Source organism: Streptomyces sp. PKU-EA00015 (genome assembly GCF_013387495.1).
In the GTDB taxonomy this organism is placed as follows: Bacteria; Actinomycetota; Actinomycetes; order Streptomycetales; family Streptomycetaceae; genus Streptomyces.
Window position 1 is genome coordinate 143324 of sequence record NZ_JABZEE010000010.1, and the last position, 18716, is coordinate 162039.

At 71.8% G+C, this 18716-nt stretch carries 17 protein-coding genes; 13 read left to right on the forward strand and 4 right to left on the reverse strand.

The features are described from left to right. Window positions 1-88: 88 nt before the first annotated feature. Window positions 89-1522, forward strand: coding sequence for a cytochrome P450 (locus HW130_RS09920; RefSeq protein ID WP_309140379.1), 1434 nt, complete (start codon window positions 89-91; stop codon window positions 1520-1522). Between the two features lie 392 nt (window positions 1523-1914). After that, complete coding sequence (locus HW130_RS09925; RefSeq protein ID WP_177149088.1) at window positions 1915-2067, forward strand: hypothetical protein; 153 nt, start codon at window positions 1915-1917, stop codon at window positions 2065-2067. Between the two features lie 58 nt (window positions 2068-2125). On the opposite strand, the gene aceB is transcribed toward HW130_RS09925, so the two are convergent. Beyond that, window positions 2126-3748 carry a malate synthase A gene (gene aceB / locus HW130_RS09930; protein WP_177149089.1) on the reverse strand — a complete coding sequence of 541 codons (1623 nt, stop codon included), beginning with the start codon at window positions 3746-3748 and terminating at the stop codon, window positions 2126-2128. Between the two features lie 258 nt (window positions 3749-4006). After that, window positions 4007-4627 carry an NTP transferase domain-containing protein gene (locus HW130_RS09935; RefSeq protein WP_177149090.1) on the reverse strand — a complete coding sequence of 207 codons (621 nt, stop codon included), beginning with the start codon at window positions 4625-4627 and terminating at the stop codon, window positions 4007-4009. A 170-nt stretch (window positions 4628-4797) separates the two neighbouring features. Here HW130_RS09935 and HW130_RS09940 point away from each other — a divergent pair, with 170 nt between their 5' ends. Then, a complete protein-coding gene (locus HW130_RS09940; protein ID WP_177149091.1) occupies window positions 4798-6696 on the forward strand; it encodes a serine/threonine-protein kinase in 1899 nt (632 codons plus the stop codon). A 132-nt stretch (window positions 6697-6828) separates the two neighbouring features. Then, complete coding sequence (locus HW130_RS09945; RefSeq protein WP_177149092.1) at window positions 6829-7140, forward strand: DUF5955 family protein; 312 nt, start codon at window positions 6829-6831, stop codon at window positions 7138-7140. Window positions 7141-7491: 351 nt separating this feature from the next. On the opposite strand, the gene HW130_RS09950 is transcribed toward HW130_RS09945, so the two are convergent. Further along, window positions 7492-8292, reverse strand: a complete 801-nt coding sequence (locus tag HW130_RS09950; protein WP_177149093.1) for an IclR family transcriptional regulator — start codon at window positions 8290-8292, stop codon at window positions 7492-7494. 341 nt (window positions 8293-8633) lie between these two features. Here HW130_RS09950 and allB point away from each other — a divergent pair, with 341 nt between their 5' ends. From allB to HW130_RS09990, 8 genes are all read left to right on the forward strand, one after another. Beyond that, window positions 8634-9989 carry an allantoinase AllB gene (gene allB / locus HW130_RS09955; RefSeq protein ID WP_177149094.1) on the forward strand — a complete coding sequence of 452 codons (1356 nt, stop codon included), beginning with the start codon at window positions 8634-8636 and terminating at the stop codon, window positions 9987-9989. Window positions 9990-9993: 4 nt separating this feature from the next. After that, entirely contained in the window at window positions 9994-11124 is a 1131-nt protein-coding gene (gene alc, locus HW130_RS09960) for an allantoicase (RefSeq protein WP_177149095.1), read from the forward strand. A 203-nt stretch (window positions 11125-11327) separates the two neighbouring features. Then, window positions 11328-11612, forward strand: a complete 285-nt coding sequence (locus HW130_RS09965) for a hypothetical protein (protein ID WP_177149096.1) — start codon at window positions 11328-11330, stop codon at window positions 11610-11612. Continuing rightward, entirely contained in the window at window positions 11609-11995 is a 387-nt protein-coding gene (locus HW130_RS09970) for a hypothetical protein (protein ID WP_177149097.1), read from the forward strand. The genes HW130_RS09965 and HW130_RS09970 overlap by 4 nt, the downstream gene beginning before the upstream one ends. Window positions 11996-12090: 95 nt before the next feature. Then, window positions 12091-12702, forward strand: coding sequence for a dihydrofolate reductase family protein (locus HW130_RS09975; protein ID WP_177149229.1), 612 nt, complete (start codon window positions 12091-12093; stop codon window positions 12700-12702). A 105-nt stretch (window positions 12703-12807) separates the two neighbouring features. Further along, entirely contained in the window at window positions 12808-13785 is a 978-nt protein-coding gene (locus HW130_RS09980; protein ID WP_177149098.1) for a DMT family transporter, read from the forward strand. Between the two features lie 209 nt (window positions 13786-13994). After that, window positions 13995-15170, forward strand: coding sequence for a cytochrome P450 (locus HW130_RS09985; protein ID WP_177149099.1), 1176 nt, complete (start codon window positions 13995-13997; stop codon window positions 15168-15170). A gap of 60 nt (window positions 15171-15230) precedes the next feature. Next, window positions 15231-16427: a cytochrome P450 gene (locus HW130_RS09990; protein WP_177149100.1), complete on the forward strand. Its 1197-nt coding sequence runs from the start codon at window positions 15231-15233 to the stop codon at window positions 16425-16427. Window positions 16428-16743: 316 nt separating this feature from the next. Here HW130_RS09990 and HW130_RS09995 read toward each other — a convergent pair whose 3' ends face one another. Continuing rightward, on the reverse strand, window positions 16744-17748 hold the full coding sequence (locus tag HW130_RS09995) for a Gfo/Idh/MocA family oxidoreductase (RefSeq protein WP_177149101.1): 1005 nt from the start codon (window positions 17746-17748) through the stop codon (window positions 16744-16746). 155 nt (window positions 17749-17903) lie between these two features. Between HW130_RS09995 and HW130_RS10000 the strand changes: the two genes are divergently transcribed. Beyond that, window positions 17904-18623 carry a GntR family transcriptional regulator gene (locus HW130_RS10000; protein ID WP_177149230.1) on the forward strand — a complete coding sequence of 240 codons (720 nt, stop codon included), beginning with the start codon at window positions 17904-17906 and terminating at the stop codon, window positions 18621-18623. Window positions 18624-18716: the final 93 nt, after the last annotated feature.

Consider the following 18716-nt stretch of genomic DNA (forward strand, 5'->3'; position numbering starts at 1 on the left):
GCATAGAGGAGCGCACGCAGCATATCTGTCGTCCATACCGCCCGAGCGACGGTCTTGTGCCGAACTCCGGCCTGGATACGATCATTTGGTGATCTGTGGCCTCGCACTGAGGGCCGATCTGGTGACGGGATCTTCCTGTTTCCGGCGGGTGTACGACCGAGAGAGAAAAGGGTTCCTGGTGTCAGCTGGTTTGCAGACGGTTCCACGCGCTCCTGGAGCGGTTCCGCTTCTGGGCCACGCTCTGGCCTTGTGGCGCGATCCCCTCGGCTTCGTGAAGTCGCTGCGGCAGCACGGTGACCTGGTCCGTATCGATTTCGGGACGATGCCCACGTACGTGGTCACGTCGGCCGAGCTGGTCCACGAGGTGACCGTGAGGAAGGCGCGCAGCTTCGAGAAGGGGCGCTTCTTCGACCGGCTGCGGCCGCTCGCCGGCAACGGCCTGGCCAACGCGAACGGCGAGCTGCACCGCGCGCACCGGCGGCTGATCCAGCCGATGTTCTCCAAGGACCGCATCGCGGCCTACTCCGAGATCATGAGCCGCCACGCCCAAGAGCTGGCCGACTCCTGGGAACCCGGGCAGGCGATCGACCTCCAGCATGCGATGGCCAAGTACTCGATCGACACGCTTACGTCGACCCTGTTCTCGACGCACATCGGGCTGCCGGCGGTCGAAGCCATTCGCGTCAACCTGCCCGTCGTGATGAAGAACCTGCTGATACGGGCGGGGTCACCCAAGGTCTTGGACCGGCTGCCGATCCGTGCCAACCGCGACTTCGATGTGGCGAGCAAGGCGCTGCGCGTGGTGATCGATGAAGTGGTGGCCAATGCCCGGCGCTCGGGAGACACCGAGCGGGGCGACCTGCTGTCGATGCTGCTCGCGGCCCAGGACGCGGACAACGGAAAGACGCTCTCCGACGTCGAGGTCCGCGACGAACTCAGCACCATTCTGTATGCAGGGGTCGAGACCACCGCGGCCGCGCTCGCCTGGGCCTTTCACGAGGTGGCGAACCACCCCGAGGTGGAGAAGCAGCTGCTTTCCGAGATCCGGGAGGTCGTCGGCGACCGGCCCGTCACCATCGCGGACGTGCCCCGTCTGGAGGGAATCCGCCGCGCGCTGGACGAGACCATCAGACTGCACGGGGTCACCTTCCTGATGCGCCGCACCACCGAACCGGTAGTGCTCGGCGACACCGAAATCCCCGCCGGCACGGAGGTCGGCTTCAGCCTCTACGCCATCCACCGCGATCCGGCAATCTACGTGAACGCCGACACCTTCGATCCCGACCGCTGGCTGCCCGAGCGCCGGGACGCCATCCCACGCGAAGCGTTCGTACCCTTCGGCGCCGGCAACCGCAAGTGCATCGGGGACCAGTTCGCCTGGACGGAGGCCACGATCGCCATTGCCACGCTGCTCGCCCGGTGGCAGTTCACCCCGAAGCCCGGCCATCGACCCGAGGAAGTCGCTTCAGCAGTGGTCCACGCCGACAGCATCCCTATGACAGTTCAGCCGCGCAGAGGCTGAACCAGTTCCGCACCGAGCATCGCATCGAGAAGCATGAACGCCCTCTACACCAGCATCGGAATCTCGTCGCGATGGCCCTCGCCGGGGCGGCGACCTTGTTGGCCCAGTGCACGACCGCACCGGGTCCTTCGAGCGGATGTCAGGGCTGCATCGGCGGACTGGTTTGTGAAGGTGGGCGCCGGCAGCCAGTCAATCTCGTCGACTGGGTACCTCATGCGCACGGGTGAGAAGACGACTGGCAAAGACTGCGGGCAGCTTACGCCGAGCACCGGCTCCCACAGCACCTCTGCCAGCGGCATCCGGAGCCGCACATCAGGCAGCCGCGACAAGATCCGTTCAACCGCCGTCGCCACCAGTGGACCGACCACTCTCTGGGCGCCGATCGGCAGGGCGTGCTGGACAGCTCCGGCCTCACCCCGCGTCGGGGCGACGCCGAAGTGGCCGACGGCGGCGAGGTGTTCGCCGTGTACCCGTACATGCAGGACGCGACGCGCGTGCGCCTGCTCGCCGCCTCGGACGTGGTCACGGCCCTCGCGCCGCGCTGACACGCCACCGCCCCCGGTGCTGTGCGGTACCGGGGGCGATGTGCGTCAACGGGTGGTGTCAGCCGACCAGTTGCTCGTACGCCGGCAGCGTCAGGAAGTCCTCGTACGACTCGTCCAGCGCCACCTTCAGCAGCAGGTCGTGCGCCTGCTGCCAGTTGCCGGCGGCGAACGCCTCCTCGCCCAGCTCCGCGCGGATCGCGTCCAGTTCCTCCGCTGCGACCTTGCGGGCCAGTTCCGGGGTGGCCCGCTCGCCGTTCTCGAAGACGACGCCCGCGTTGATCCACTGCCAGATCTGGGAGCGGGAGATCTCCGCCGTCGCCGCGTCCTCCATCAGGTTGAAGATGGCGACCGCGCCGAGGCCGCGCAGCCACGCCTCGATGTAGCGGATGCCGACCTGGACCGCGTTGCGCAGGCCCTCGTAGGTGGGCCTGGCGTCCAGGGAGTCGATGGCGATCAGGTCACCCGGCGCCACCGAGACGTCCTCGCGCAGGCGGTCCTTCTGGTGGGGCTTGTCGCCCAGCACCGCGTCGAAGGACGCCATGGCGATGGGGACCAGGTCCGGATGGGCGACCCACGAGCCGTCGAAGCCGTCGCCGGCCTCGCGGTCCTTGTCGGCCTTGACCTTCTCGAAGGCGACCTTGTTGACCTCGGGGTCCTTGCGGGAGGGGATGAACGCCGCCATGCCGCCGATCGCGTGCGCGCCCCTCTTGTGGCAGGTGCGGACCAGCAGTTCGGTGTACGCCCGCATGAACGGGGCGGTCATGGTGACCGCGTTGCGGTCCGGCAGGACGAACTTCTCGCCGCCGTCACGGAAGTTCTTGACGATGGAGAACAGGTAGTCCCAGCGGCCGGCGTTCAGGCCGGAGGCGTGGTCGCGCAGCTCGTAGAGGATCTCCTCCATCTCGTACGCCGCCGTGATCGTCTCGATCAGGACGGTCGCGCGGACGGTGCCCTGCGGGATGCCGACGTAGTCCTGGGCGAAGACGAAGATGTCGTTCCAGAGGCGGGCCTCCAGGTGCGACTCCGTCTTCGGCAGGTAGAAGTACGGCCCCTTGCCGAGGTCCAGCAGGCGCTGGGCGTTGTGGAAGAAGTACAGGCCGAAGTCGACCAGGGAGCCCGGCACCGGGGTGCCGTCGACCCGCAGGTGGCGCTCGGTGAGGTGCCAGCCGCGCGGGCGCATCACGACGGTCGCGAGCTCCTCGGCGGGGCGCAGGGCGTACGACTTGCCCGACCGCGGGTCGGTGAAGTCGATGCGACGCTCGTAGGCGTCGATCAGATTGAGCTGGCCGAGGACCACGTTCTCCCAGGTGGGGGCCGAGGCGTCCTCGAAGTCGGCGAGCCAGACCTTGGCGCCGGAGTTGAGCGCGTTGATGGTCATCTTGCGGTCGGTGGGTCCGGTGATCTCCACCCGGCGGTCGTCCAGGGCCGCGGGCGCCGGGGCGACCTTCCAGGAGTCGTCCGCGCGGACGGCGGCGGTCTCCGGGAGGAAGTCCAGCGTGGAGGTGCGGGCGATCTCGGCGCGGCGGGCGGCGCGGCGGGCGAGCAGCTCGTCACGCCGGGGCGTGAACCGCCGGTGCAGCTCTGCCACGAACGCGAGGGCCGCGTCGGTCAGGACCTCTTCCTGCCGGGGCAGGGGCTCGGCTTCGACGATGGCCAGCGGGGACGGCGCTGGTGCGGACATGAGCTGTCACTTCCTTCAGCGAGCATTTCAGCGAGCTTCTAGCGAGCGTCGCGGGCTTCACGAGGGGCGCCGGGCGGCCGTCGGGGCGCCACAGCGTGGCACTCAGTGCCAGGGCTCCGGGGTACGGCCGAGGGGCGCCCTCCGATGGTCAGGCGCTTCTGAACAGTGGATAGTAGTTACCGCATGGTGGAAGTTCAATGGTTTGTTGATATCGAGATTCTCCGGGTCGACAGAACGTGTCGCTCAGTGCCACGCCGCTCACTCAAGGTGCCTCAGGTCCCCGGGCGTGTCGATGTCGTACTCCTCCGCCACGTCCCCGCACTCCACGAGCGTCAGCTCCCCCTCGTGCGCCGCCACGTACGCCCGCGCCCCGCGGTCCCCGACCGCGCTCGCCGCGATGTCCGCCCAGCGGTCCGCGCCGAACACGAGCGGATGGCCCCGCTCGCCCCCGTACGCCGCCGCCGCGAGCGCCGCACGCGACAGACCCGCGGCCCGCACCCGCGAGACCGCCCGCGCGCCGATGCCCGGCTGGTCCACGAGCAGGACCAGCACCGCGTCCACGCCCTCGCCGGGCAGCGAGGCGAGCCCCGCCCGCAGCGACGAGCCCATCCCGCTCTCCCAGTCCGGGTTCTCGGCCACCGTGCACCCCGCCAGGTCCGCCGTCTCGCGCACCGCGTCGGCCGCCGCGCCCAGCACGACATGAACGGGCCCGCACCCGCCCTCCCGGAGGACCCGTACGGCGTGCTCCACCAGTGGCCTGCCGCGGTGCGTCAGCAGCGCCTTCGGCCGGCCGCCGAGCCGCCGCCCGCCGCCCGCCGCGAGCAACAGGCCCGCGACGACGGGCTCTTGGGGGCCGGAGTGCGGCTGAGGGTGTGACATGAGGACTCCTTGGTCCATTTCGGGGCACGAGGGCCGGCCGGCGCGTCCGGGCATTTCGCGCGGGCTGCAACCGCACGGCCCGCCCCGGCCGTCCGACGTGGAGAGCATGGGGTGACCTTGGATAAGGTTCACCTCCAATACTGAGGTTCGCCATGGGGGATCGAGAGTCGATGAGTGGGCGCGCGCACCAGGGAGCGGTGTTCCAGCCGCTGGGTGAGGACGATCCGAAGACGGTCGCCGGATACAGGATCGCAGCCCGCCTCGGCGCCGGCGGGATGGGCAAGGTCTACCTGTCGTACACCCCCGGCGGCCGGCCGGTCGCCATCAAGGTGATCCGGCCCGACTTCGGCCAGGACGCCGAGTTCCGCCGCCGGTTCGCCCAGGAGGTGCAGGCCGCGCAGCGCGTGCAGGGCCTGTTCACGGCACCCGTGATCGACGCCGACCCGGACTCCGAACAGCCCTGGCTCGCCACCGCCTACGTGCCAGGTCCCTCCCTCTCCGACGCCGTGGCCCAGCACGGCAGGCTGCCGGTGGAGACCGTGCTGCTGCTCGTCGCCGGCATCGCCGAGGCGCTGCAGATCATCCACGGCGCGGGCATCGTCCACCGCGACCTCAAGCCCGCCAACGTCCTGCTCGCCGCCGACGGCCCGCGGGTCATCGACTTCGGCATCGCCCGTGCCGCCGACGCCACCTCGCTGACCAGCAGCGGTGTCACCATCGGCACGCCCGCGTTCATGGCTCCGGAGCAGGCCGCGGGCAGCCATGTCACACCCGCGACCGACATCTTCGCCCTCGGCCAGATCGCGGCGTACGCGGCCACCGGCAAGGCGGCCTTCGGCGAGGGCACCTCGCACGGGGTGCTCTACCGGATCGTCCACGAGGAGCCCGACCTCACCGAACTCCCGGACCAGCTGCGCGAACTGGTCACGCGGTGCATGGTGAAGGACCCCGCGGGCCGCCCCTCCGTCGCCGAGATCCTGGGCATCTGCCAGGCGGCCAACGGCGAGACGGTGCTGCGCCGTCCCGAGGAGTGGCTGCCGAGCGTGGTCGCCGCCGAGATCACCACCCGCAAGGCCGCGCCCGCGCCGCCCGTGACCCCGCCGGCCGGGCAGCCCCCCGCGCAGCCGGCCGGGGCACCCACCCACATGCCCACCGCGCACGCGGCGCCGTCGACGCCGCCGCCCGGTTTCGGCCCCGCGCCGCAGCCGCCCACGCAGCCGCACGCCCCCTCCGGTCCGCAGGGCCCGTACGGACAGCCCCACGCGCAGCCGGGCACCCAGCCGCAGCCGCACGCCCAGCCGACGTACGGCTACCCGCAGCCCGGCCCGCAGGGCCCCGGCTACGGCTATCCGCAGACGGCCGCCCACCCGCAGCCCGGCGGCCCCGTCCCCTACAACCCCGCCGCCGCCACCGGCCAGACGGCTCCCGCCGCGCCCAAGAAGAAGACGGCGCGCAATCTCGCCATCGCCGTCGCGGTCACGCTGGTGCTGGGCGTCGCCGTCGGCGGCGGTACGTACTTCGCCCTGTCCGACGACGGCAAGGGCAAGGAGAACCGGAGCCAGGACAAGAGCGGTTCGGACAAGCAGAGTTCGACCCCGAAGCCGGACGGCACCCCTTCGGAACAGGGTGACGGCGGCAACGGCGTCGACTCGCCGCCGGACGAGCCGGTCGCCGACCCGACGCCGAAGACGTACACCGGGATCAACCTGGTGGACCAGTACCACCTCACCCTCGACGACGACCCCGTCAAGCCCGTCGACGACGACTCGCCCTCGGACGTCTACTACAGCGACATCAGCGAGCAGATCCGGACGGAGAACGGACGGTACATCCTGCTGCGCAGCGGCCAGACGGCCAGTCTCGACACCTGCCGGACCGAGACGCGCTACGCGACCAGCATCGACCTGGACGTCCTGTCGAAGGGCGCCAAGTTCTGCGTGCTGACGGATTCGGGGCATGCGGGTGTGGCGACCTATCAGGGGAAGTCGCCCGACACCGATCCCAGTCAGTTCATCACGCTCGATGTCATCGTGTGGCGCAACGCGATCGATCCCGCCCCTTCGTCCTGAATTCTGTCTTTGCTGTGGCGCGTCGCGGGCCGGATGGCGTTAACTGGCCCGCACCCCGCGGACGTTTCGCCGTCCGGCGGAACGCGGTCGCGGGCACAAGGACGTGCGAGGGGCTGGGCTTTGTTGCGGAGCGTGGGGCAGACGCGGGTGACAGGGAGCGGCGAGGATCCGAGAGCGGCGGCGTTACGTGCTGCGGTCGCGCAGCTCCGGCGTGAACTGGCCGGGTACCGTGCCGAGTTCGGTGACCGGGCGATCGCCGAGGACGAACTGGCCGTTCTGGCCGCGATGATCGCCGCGGGCGACCCGGAGATCCCGCGCATGCGCCGCTCGCTGCTGCTCATCGCGGGCGCGATCGGGTCGGTGAGCGCGCTGTCGCCGGCGCTGATGCAGGTGAGGAACGCGGTGGACACGTTCGGCGACGTGCCGCCGCGACGGAAGGTCTGATACCGGCGGGGCCGCTGCGCGGACGCTTTCCCCACCCCACCCCACCCCACCCCGGCCCTTCCCGAACCGGGGATCCGCCCGGGCCCCACGCTGCCCTGGCGGGCGCGGCTTCGGGGCACTGTCCGGCGGAGCCGGGACTCCCGCCCCGGACCCGCCCTGCTCGGTCGCCGGGCGGGCGGGGCTGCGCCCCAGGACCGGGCGCTCGGCGCTCTGGTGGGCGTGGGCTTCCGGGCTCTGCCGCCGGACCGATCGGGCATGTCGGCCCCGACGGCGTTCGTGGCGCGGGGCCTTGGGCGGAGCCCCGACGGGTGCGTCAGGTACGTGCAGCCCCCGACGCGGACGGGCGCGCGCTCAGGACTGCGGGGACGTGCTCGCCAGGGCCGTGGAGAGGTCGTGCGCGACCTCCTGGAGGATCGGCACGATCTTCTCCGTCGCCGCCTCCGTCACCCGCCCCGCCGGCCCCGAGATCGAGATCGCCGCCGCCGTCGGGGAGTTCGGCACGGGGACCGCGAGGCAGCGCACGCCGATCTCCTGCTCGTTGTCGTCGACCGCGTACCCCGCCCGGCGGACCTGTTCGAGCGCGGCGAGGAAGCCCTCGGGCGTCGTGATCGTCTTCTCCGTCGCGGCCGGCATGCCGGTGCGCGACAGCAGCGCCCGTACCTCGTCCGCCGGGGTGTGCGCCAGCAGCGCCTTGCCCACGCCCGTGGAGTGCGGCAGGACGCGCCGGCCGACCTCGGTGAACATGCGCATCGAGTGCTTGGAGGGCACCTGCGCCACGTACACGATCTCGTCGCCGTCCAGGAGCGCCATGTTCGCCGTCTCACCGGTCTCCTCGACCAGGCGGGCGAGGTAGGGGCGCGCCCAGGTGCCCAGCAGCCGGGACGCGGACTCGCCGAGCCGGATCAGCCGGGGGCCGAGGGCGTAGCGGCGGTTGGACTGCTGCCGTACGTACCCGCAGGCCACCAGCGTGCGCATCAGCCGGTGAATGGTCGGCAGGGGGAGCCCGCTGCTCGCCGACAGCTCGCTCAGCCCGACCTCGCCACCGGCGTCGGCCATGCGTTCGAGCAGGTCGAAGGCGCGCTCCAGGGACTGCACGCCGCCACTGGCGGCGGGCTTGGCTGCGTCGGTGGTGCTGGCGCTGGACGTCGGCACGTCGGCGGTCCTTTCGGGCAGGCAGGGCAAGTCAGCAGCCTACCGGGCGTGTGCGTGGGGCACATCGCCGCCGTCGAGGCGTCTTTGCCGGTCAGGGCCCGTTTGTCCGGGTGTCAGCGGGCTTTTCGGGCAGGCCCGCGGCCTCTCCGTTGGGCGAAGCGACCCACATGACAGTGGAATCTTACTTCCACTTTGTGGAAACGTCCAAGCGTGCGGTCCGGGGCGGGCGGGTCTTGACGGGCGTCGATCGGAAGTGAAGACTTCTTCAACAGTTCGTTGAATTTCTGGCCCGCCGAAGCAGATTCGGCGATCGCCTGCGTTGATGCATGTGAGGGGAGCTGGTGTCCGACGTGGACGGGACCGTGGACGTGAACCTGGTGCTGCGCTCGACGCGCGTCGTCACCCCGGAGGGCACGCGCGCCGCGACGGTCGCCGTCGCCCACGGGAGGATCGCGGCGGTGGGGCCGTACGACGCCGAGGTCCCGGCAGGCGCCCGCCTGGAGGACTTCGGCGACGACGCGCTGCTGCCCGGCCTCGTCGACACCCACGTCCATGTGAACGACCCCGGCCGCACCGCCTGGGAGGGCTTTTGGACCGCCACCCGTGCGGCCGCGGCCGGCGGCATCACGACCCTGCTCGACATGCCGCTCAACTCGCTCCCGCCGACGACCACCGTCGGGCACCTGCGCACCAAGCAGGACGTCGCCCGCCCCAAGGCCCATGTCGACACCGGCTTCTGGGGTGGTGCGATCCCGGACAACGTCAAGGACCTGCGGCCGCTGCACGACGCCGGCGTCTTCGGCTTCAAGTGTTTCCTGTCGCCCTCCGGCGTCGAGGAGTTCCCCGAGCTCGACCAGGAGCAGCTCGCCCGCTCCATGGCCGAGATCGCCGGCTTCGGCGGCCTGCTCATCGTGCACGCCGAGGACCCGCACCACCTGGCGTCGGCCCCCCAGCGCAGCGGCCCGAAGTACGCCGACTTCCTCGCCTCCCGGCCGCGCGACGCCGAGAACACCGCCGTCGAGGGCCTGATCGCCCACGCCGAGCGGCTGAACGCGCGGGTGCACGTACTGCACCTGTCCTCCAGCGACGCACTGCCGCTGATCGCCGCCGCCAGGCGCAGGGGCGTGGCGGTCTCCGTCGAGTCCTGCCCCCACTTCCTCACCCTCACCGCGGAGGAAGTCCCCGACGGCGCCACCGAGTTCAAGTGCTGCCCACCGATCCGGGAGGCGGCCAACCAGGACCTGCTCTGGCAGGGGCTCGCCGACGGTGTCATCGACTGCATCGTCTCCGACCACTCCCCGTGCACCACCGATCTCAAGACCCCGGACTTCGCATCCGCGTGGGGCGGCATCTCCTCGCTCCAGCTGGGTCTGCCCGCCATCTGGACCGAGGCCCGCAAGCGCGGCCACACCCTCGACGACGTCGTCCGCTGGATGTCCTTCGCCCCCGCGAAGCTGGCGGGCCTGAGCGACAAGGGCGCCATCGAGGCCGGCCGCGACGCCGACTTCGCGGTCCTCGCCCCCGACGCGACGTTCACCGTCGACCCCGCCGAACTGCACCATCGCAACCAGGTGACCGCCTATGCGGGCAAGACCCTGCACGGCGTCGTCCGGTCGACGTGGCTGCGCGGCGAGCGGATCGTGGAGAACGGCAACGTGGCCGAGCCGACGGGCCGGCTGCTCGAAAGGAACAACTGAAACCGTGTCCTCTTCCTCCCTTCCCTCCTACACCGGTGACGCCAGCCCGTACGGCGGCGGCGACCCGTACGCCGACTACCGCACCCCTGGGCCGTCGGGGTTCTCCTTCACCCAGTACGCCGACCTCGCCGACCGCCGTCTCGGCGCCGGTGTCATCGCCGCCAACGACGAGTTCTTCGCCGAGCGCGAGAACCTGCTGAAGCCCGAGGCCGCCGAGTTCGACCCCGAGCACTTCGGCCACAAGGGCAAGATCATGGACGGCTGGGAGACCCGGCGCCGCCGCGGTGTCTCCGCCGGGCAGCCCCACCCCACCGACGAGGACCACGACTGGGCGCTCATACGCCTCGGCGCTCCCGGCGTCGTACGCGGCATCGTCGTCGACACCGCCCACTTCCGCGGCAACTACCCGCAGGCCGTGTCCGTCGAGGGCACCTCGGTCGCCGGGTCCCCCTCGCCCGAGGAGCTGCTGTCCGGCGACGTGAAGTGGACGACGCTCGTCCCGCGCACGGCCGTCGGAGGCCACGCCGCGAACGGCTTCGCCGTCGACGCCGAGCAGCGCTTCACGCACCTGCGCGTCAACCAGCACCCCGACGGCGGCATCGCCCGCCTGCGCGTGTACGGCGAGGTCGCGCCGGACCCGGCGTGGCTCGCCGCGCTCTCCACGTTCGACCTCGTCGCGCTGGAGAACGGCGGACAGGTCGAGGACGCGTCCGACCGCTTCTACTCGCCGGCCACCAACACCATCCAGCCCGGCCGTTCCCACAAGATGGACGACGGCTGGGAGACCCGCCGCCGCCGCGACAAGGGCAACGACTGGATCCGCTACCAGCTCGTGGAGCAGTCCGAGATCCGCGCCGTCGAGATCGACACCGCCTACCTCAAGGGCAACAGCGCCGGCTGGGCCGCCCTGTCCGTGCGCGACGGCGAGAGCGGCGAATGGCGCGAGGTGCTGCCGCGCACCCGCCTGCAGCCCGACACCAACCACCGCTTCGTCCTGGACGCCCCGGCGGTCGGCACCCACGCCCGCATCGACATCTACCCCGACGGCGGCATCTCGCGCCTGCGCCTGTTCGGTTCCCTGACCGACCAGGGCGCGGCCCGGCTGGCCGCCCGCCACCAGGAGCTCGGCGGCTGACGGTCCGCCGAGGGGCGGGCAGGCACGACACCCTCCCCGCCCCGCGCGCGGGGCGCACCGGCCGACAGCAACGGTGCGCCCTGCACGCATACCGGGCGCGTCGTGTCACGTCGGGCACCCGGGTCACGCGACCACGCCGAGCGCCCGTGGCGTCCGTACGCAGAACACTGCCCCACGGGTATTCCGGTCGGTATACTCCCGGCATGGACACCACGATCAAGGTCGACTCCAGAACCCGCGACCGGCTCGCGGCCGTCGCACAGGCCCAGGGGACCACGATGCGGTCCCTGCTCGCCGAGTTCGCCGAGTCCACGCTCACGCCGGAGGAGCTGAAGGAGCGTGCCGAGCGCACGCGCGCTTTTCTCGAGACGGAGTTCGGGCATCGCGTGGACGACGCCGAGTCCGGTCACCTGCGAGCCAGGATGCGCGCGGCCCAGACGGCCCACCGTGACGCCCTCCGAGCCGCCGGTATCGGTGACGTCGCGTGAACCTGGACCACTTCGTGCTCGACACGGAGACTCTCCTGGCGCTCGGCGGCAACAAGCAGGTGTCCGGCCTGATCCACATTGCTGCAGGTGACGGATCCGTGCGGCTCTGGGTCCCGATCATCAGCGCCCTGGAGGCCGAACGGCAGCGGCCCGGAGTCATCGACTACGTCGGGATCCTCGACACGCTGCACACTCTGGACGCCGACTACGAGTGCGCGCACGCATTGGCGCAGCTGCATGCGGGCGGTGTCCCCTTCGGGGTCGCGGCCGCGGTACACGCCGCCCGTCCGACGATCAGCCGCCCCGAAGGAGCGCTGGTGGCGACCGTCGTTCCTGACGCGTACGACGGACTCGGAGTGCCGGTGATGGACCTCAACCGCTGACGGACGCACCGAGAAGTGCTGCCGATGAGTTTTCGGTGCCCGTGCGGTCTGCCCTGATGACCGAGACGACCGACTCCGAAAGCGCAGGCACCGTCATGGCAAAGCTCAGCCTCACCCAGTTCGTCTCCCTCGACGGCGTCTACCAGGCCCCCGGCGGCCCCGACGAAGACCGCCGCGGCGGCTTCGACCAGGGCGGCTGGTCCGTGCCGTACGGGGACGAGGACTTCGGCCGGTTCGTCGACGAGGTCTTCGAGCGGCCCACCGCCTTCCTGCTCGGCCGCCGGACGTACGAGATCTTCGCCGGCTACTGGCCCCTGCAGACCGACCCCGCCAACCCGATCGCGTCGAAGCTCAACGCCCTGCCCAAGTACGTCGTCTCGACCACCCTCGACACCGCCGACTGGTCCGGCACCAGCATCATCCGCGGCGACCTGGTCAAGGAGGTCACCGGCCTGAAGGAGCGCACCGAGGGCGAGATCCAGATGCACGGCAGCGGCGCCCTCGCCCGATCGCTCATGGCGCACGACCTCATCGACACGCTCCACCTGCTGAGCTTCCCGGTCGTGCTGGGCAAGGGTCTGCGCCTGTTCGCCGACGGTGCGACGCCGACCGCCTTCCGGCACGTCGACGCGAGGACCACCGGCTCCGGCATCGCCATCCACACCTACGAGCTGGCCGGCCGACCCGAGTACGGCAGCTACGTCTGAAACATGTAGCACCCACACGTCTCGCCCCGGTACGGTGATCGCTCCCGTGAGCGAGCCGCCGACGCCTCCGCCACGCCTGTCCGCCGGAGACGTTGGAGACCCAAGGTGTCGTCGATCGCCCTGTCCGCCCCCGTGCTCGCACCGCGCCGCGCGTGGCTCACCGATCTGCCCGTCCTGCTCGTGGCCGTCGTCTGGGGCGCCAGCTACCTCGCGGCCAAGGGCATCACGACCACGCACACCGTCGTCGCCGTGCTGGTCCTGCGCTTCGCACTCGTCGTGCCGGTGCTCGTGGTCGCGGGCCGGCGGCGGCTGCGTGCGCTGAGCGCGGCCCAATGGCGCGGGGCCGGACTGCTGGGGCTCGTCCTGAGCGGGATCTTCCTGCTGGAGACGTACGGGGTCGTGCACACCTCGGCCACCAACGCCGGGCTCATCATCAGCCTCACCATGATCTTCACCCCGCTCGCGGAAGCGGCCGTGACGCGGCAGCGGCCCTCCCGCTCCTTCGTCGCCGCGGCCGGCGTCTCCGTCGCCGGAGTGGTGCTGCTGACCCAGGGCGGCGGCTTCACCACGCCCTCCGTCGGCGACCTGCTGATGCTGCTCGCCGCTCTCGCGCGCACCCTCCACGTCCTGGCGATGGCCAGGACGAAGGCGGTGCGGGGCGCGGACTCGCTGTCGCTGACCACCGTCCAACTGGGCGGGGCGCTCGCCGTGTTCGCCCTGCTGGCGACCGTCCCGGGTGCGGGGGACTCGCCGTGGTCCGTGGCGGTCGGCTTCGGGCCGGGGGAGTGGGCCGGCCTGCTGTTCCTGTCCCTGTTCTGCACCCTGTTCGCGTTCTTCGTGCAGATGTGGGCCGTGCGCCGCACCTCGCCGTCGCGCGTCAGCCTCCTGCTCGGCACCGAGCCGCTGTGGGCCGCGGCGGCCGGCATGGCGCTCGGCGGCGAACACCTGGGCGTGCCGGGCCTGCTGGGCGCGGCCCTGGTCCTGACGGGCACGACGTGGGGCCGCCGCGCGGCGGACGGCGGCGGCACGGCGCCCGCGGCGGCCCGCGGCCGCACGCCGGCTGGAGACGCTCGCCGAGCATGAACGGGAGGCGGCGGTCGGCGTCGGAAGGGGCTGCTCGAACGCCGACATCGAGTCGACGCTGTACACGAGCGTTCCGACGGTCAAGACCCATGTGCCGACGCATTCTCGCCGAGCCGGGGCTCAACGACCCTGTCCGGATCGCGCTGTCGGCCCATGACGCCGGACTTCTGGACGAGGACGGTCCGCAGAAGTCGCCGTAGGCTGGGCGAATGACGATCGTCGATCTCGCCGAGTTCGGTGCGGACTTCACGGCGGACCCTTATCCCTACTATGCGCGACTGCGTGAGGCGGGGCCCGTTCATCAGGTGCGGGGCGCCGACGGCGGCCGGTTCTGGCTGATCGTCGGCCACGAGGAGGCACGGGCGGCGCTCGCCGACGCGCGGCTGTCCAAGGCGCCGGCCACGGTCGGCGTGACCATGCTCGACGAAGAGGTCGTCGGCCCCAACCTGCTGGTGCTCGACCCGCCCGACCACACCCGGCTGCGCAAGCTCGTCGCACGCGAGTTCACCGGCCGGCGCGTGGAGGCGCTGCGCCCGAGGATCCAGCAGATCACCGACGAACTGATCGACGCGATGCTGCCGGCGGGCCGCGGCGACCTGGTCGACGCGCTCGCCTTCCCGCTGCCCATCATCGTCATCTGCGAGCTGCTCGGCATCCCGGCCGCCGACCGCGACGACTTCCGCAAGTGGTCCAACGCGATCGTCGCCCCCACCAGCGCCGAGAGCGAGTCGGACGCGGTGCACCGGCTGCGCGGCTACCTGGACGAGCTGATCGAGGACAAGCGCTGCGCCGGTCCCGCGGACGACCTGCTCTCCGCCCTGCTGTGCACCCGCGCCACGGACGACGACCGCCTCTCCGCCGCCGAACTGCGCGCGCTGGCCTATCTGTTGCTCATCGCCGGACACGAGACCACGGTCAACCTCATCTCCAACGGTATGCGCGCGCTGCTCACCCATCCCGACCAGCTCGCCGCGCTGCGGGCCGACTTCTCGCTCCTCGACGGCGCCGTGGAGGAGATGCTGCGCTACGACGGCCCGGTGGAGAACGCCACCGTCCGCTTCAGCGTCGCCCCCGTCCCGTACGGCGACACCGTCATCCCGCCCGGCGAGATGGTCCTCGTGGGCCTCGCCGCCGGCGACCGGGACCCGGCCCGCTATCCCGAGCCGGACCGCTTCGACATCCGCCGCGACACCCGGGGCCATCTGGCCTTCGGCCACGGCATCCACTTCTGCCTGGGCGCGCCGCTGGCCCGGCTGGAGGCCCGTGTCGCCGTCCGCTCGCTGCTGGAGCGCTGCCCGGCTCTCGCCCTCGACGAGTCCTCCGCGTACGAGTGGCTCCCCGGCCTCCTGATGCGCGGCGTCCGCCACCTGCCGGTGCGCTGGTAGGCCGGTGACCGACGGGCCCGGCACCGCGCACACCCCACCTGACGATGTGAGAGGAACGCCGTGACCACCGAAGCCGCCACCGTTGATCTCGCCGCGCTCGGCGCGGACTTCACCCGCGACCCCTATCCCGTCTACGCCGCGTTACGCGAGCGGGGCCCCGTCCACCGGGTCCGGCTGCCCGAGGGGCACGAGGCATGGCTCGTCGTCGGTTACGAGGCCGGGCGCGCCGTCCTCGCCGACGACGCCCTGTCCAAGGAGTGGCGCAACGCCGCCCCCGACCTCGGCGCCTCCCAGCTGTCGGCCGGCATCACCATGCTCAGCGCCGACCCGCCCCGGCACACGCGGCTGCGGGGGCTCGTGGCGCGTGAGTTCACCATGCGGCACGTCGAGCAACTTGCCCCGCGCGTGCAGCGGATCACCGACGAACTGCTGGACCGCATGGGGCCCACGGGCAGTGCCGACCTCGTCGACGCGTTCTGCTTCCCGCTGCCCATCGCCGTCATCTGCGAACTGCTGGGCGTGCCCTTCCTCGACCAGGACTCCTTCCGGCGCTGGTCCAACACTGCTCTGGCCTCGACCGACCGTGCCGAGCGTCAGGCGGCGGCGGGGGAGCTGTCACGGTATCTGGCCGGGCTGCTCGCCGAGAAGCGCGAGAAGCCCGGCGACGACCTCCTGAGCGCGCTCATCCACCGCGCCGACGGGGACGACGACGACCGGCTCGGCGGGGACGAGCTGATGGGCATGGCGTGGCTGCTGCTGATCGCCGGCCACGAGACGACGGTCAACCTGATCTCCAACGGCGTTCTCGCGCTGCTCACCCACCCCGAGCAACTCGCCGCGCTGCGGGCCGACTTCTCGCTGATGGACGGGGCCGTGGAGGAGATGCTGCGGTACGACGGGCCCGTGGAGACCCCGACGTACCGCTTCACCGTCGAGCCCTACGAGATCGGCGGCACGGTCATCCCCGGTGGCGGACAGCTGGTCCTGGTCGCCCTCGCGGACGCCGACCGCGACCCGGCCCGCTATCCCGAGCCGGACCGCTTCGACATCCGCCGCGACACCCGGGGCCATCTGGCCTTCGGCCACGGCATCCATTACTGCCTGGGCGCGCCGCTGGCGCGTCTGGAGGCCCGTGTCGCCATTCGCTCGCTGCTGGAGCGCTGCCCCGACCTCACCCTCGACGCGCACCCGGCCGCGCTCGCGTGGCGCACGGGCATGCTGATCCGCGGCCCGGAATCCCTCCCGGTCCGCTGGTGACCCCGGGGGCCGCTGCCCCCGGACCCCGCGCCTGTGCGCGACGCGCCCATGGGGGCTCCGCCCCGAGCCGCGCACCCCGATCTCCCCCTACGCCCTTCGGGCGTGCGAGGTGCCCCCAGCGGGGCTTGATCTCGCGCAGCGTCCGCGTGGGGGCTCCGCCCCGAACCCGCGCCGGTGCCCCCAGCGCACTGATTTCGCGCCGCGAAATCCAGCCCGTCCGGGCCCCGCGTCCGCCAGACCGCAGGAGGCGCTCGAGGACACCGTGCGCAGGGCGGTACGGGGGGTCTGGGGCGAAGCCGCCGCGGGGCCGGGGGGCTCAGCCCGCCGGGATCTCCTCCACCCGCACCGGCCGCCGCTCTCGCCGCGACAGCTCGCACGCCTCCGCCACCCGCAGCGCCGTCAGCGCCTCGCGCCCGTCGCAGGCGTTGTCCGCCTCGCCCTGCACCAGACGGACGAACGCGTCCAGCTCCGCCTCGTACGCCGGGGCGAACCGCTCCAGGAAGCCCGGCCAGGGGTTGTCCACCGGCGGCAGGCCCTTCGGTTCCGTCGAGCTGATCGGCGTGCGGTCGTCCAGCCCGACCGCGACCTGGTCGAGTTCCCCGGCCAGCTCCATCCGGACGTCGTACCCCGCGCCGTTGCACCGCGTCGCGGTCGCCGTCGCCAGCGTCCCGTCGTCCAGCGTGAGCAGCGCCGCCGCGGTGTCCACGTCGCCCGCCTCGCGGAACATCGCCGGCCCCGCGTCCGACCCCGCCGCGTACACCTCGACGATCTCGCGGCCCGTCACCCAGCGCAGGATGTCGAAGTCGTGGACGAGGCAGTCCCGGAACAGCCCGCCGGACAGCGGCAGGTACGCGGCCGGCGGCGGCGCCGGGTCGGAGGTGATGGCCCGTACGGTGTGCAGCCGGCCGAGTCGGCCCGAGCGCACCAGCTCACGGGCCGCCGTGTAGCCCGCGTCGAAGCGGCGCATGAAGCCGAGCTGCAGCTCCGTGCCCGCCTCCTCCACCGCGCGCAGCGCCGCGAGCGTCCCCGGCAGGTCCAGGGCGATCGGCTTCTCGCAGAAGGCGGGGAGCCCCGCACGCGCCGCGCGGGCGATCAGATCCGCGTGCGCGGCGGTGGCCGACGCGATCACCACCGCGTCCACGCCCCAGGTGAAGACTTCGTCGGCGCTGGGCGCCGCGGTGGCGCCGCAGCGGTCCGCCGTCCGCACGGCACGCGCCGCGTCCGTGTCCGCCACGACCAGTGAGCCCACCTCACGATGGCGGCTCAGCACCCCCGCGTGAAAGCTGCCGATACGTCCCGTGCCGATCAGTCCGATGCGCATGGCCCAAAAATGGAGCCGGCACCGCCGCCTGTCAAGCGTTTGTCCTGACAATCGAACCTCACGACTTCCCGTCAACATGGCGTGCGACTACGCTCGCCCACGTGCCCAAGCAGCCCAGTCACGAGTCGGAACCGTCCCTCTCGCTCGCGTTGAGCGTGGACCGCACCAGCCCGGTCCCGCTCTACTTCCAGCTGGCGCAGCAGCTGGAAGCGGCGATCGAGAGGGGGGCGCTGACCCCCGGCACCCTGCTCGGCAACGAGATCGAACTCGCCGGCCGGCTCGGCCTGTCCCGGCCCACCGTCCGGCAGGCCATCCAGTCCCTGGTCGACAAGGGGCTGCTGGTGCGCCGCCGGGGTGTGGGCACCCAGGTCGTGCACAGCCAGGTCAGGCGCCCGCTGGAGCTCAGCAGCCTCTACGACGACCTGGCGGCGGCCGGTCAGCGGCCGGCCACGGTCGTGCTGACCAACACCGTCGAGCCGGCGAGCGCCCAGATCGCGGCCGCGCTCGGGGTCGCCGAGGGCAGCGAGGTCCGGTTCGTCGAGCGGCTGCGCTATGCCCACGGAGAGCCGATGGCCCGGCTGCGCAATCACCTGCCCGCCGGCTTGCTGGACTGCGACACGGCCGATCTGGAGTCCACCGGGCTGTACCGGCTGATGCGCGCGGCCGGGATCACCCTGCACAGCGCCCGCCAGTCGGTGGGCGCCCGCGCGGCCGACGCGGGGGAGGCGGAGCTGCTGGGCGAGGAGGCGGGGGCGCCGCTGCTCACGATGGAGCGCACCACGTTCGACGACACGGGCCGCGCGGTCGAGTTCGGGTCGCACGTCTACCGGGCCTCGCGTTACGCCTTCGAGTTCCAGCTCCTGGTCCGCTCCTAGAGGTGTCCGGCGCGGCACCGTCGCGTAAGAATGTTCGGACAAAGTCTTGACGGGCTCGCGGGGCCACCGTAGAAACTCACCCAGCCGCAACCC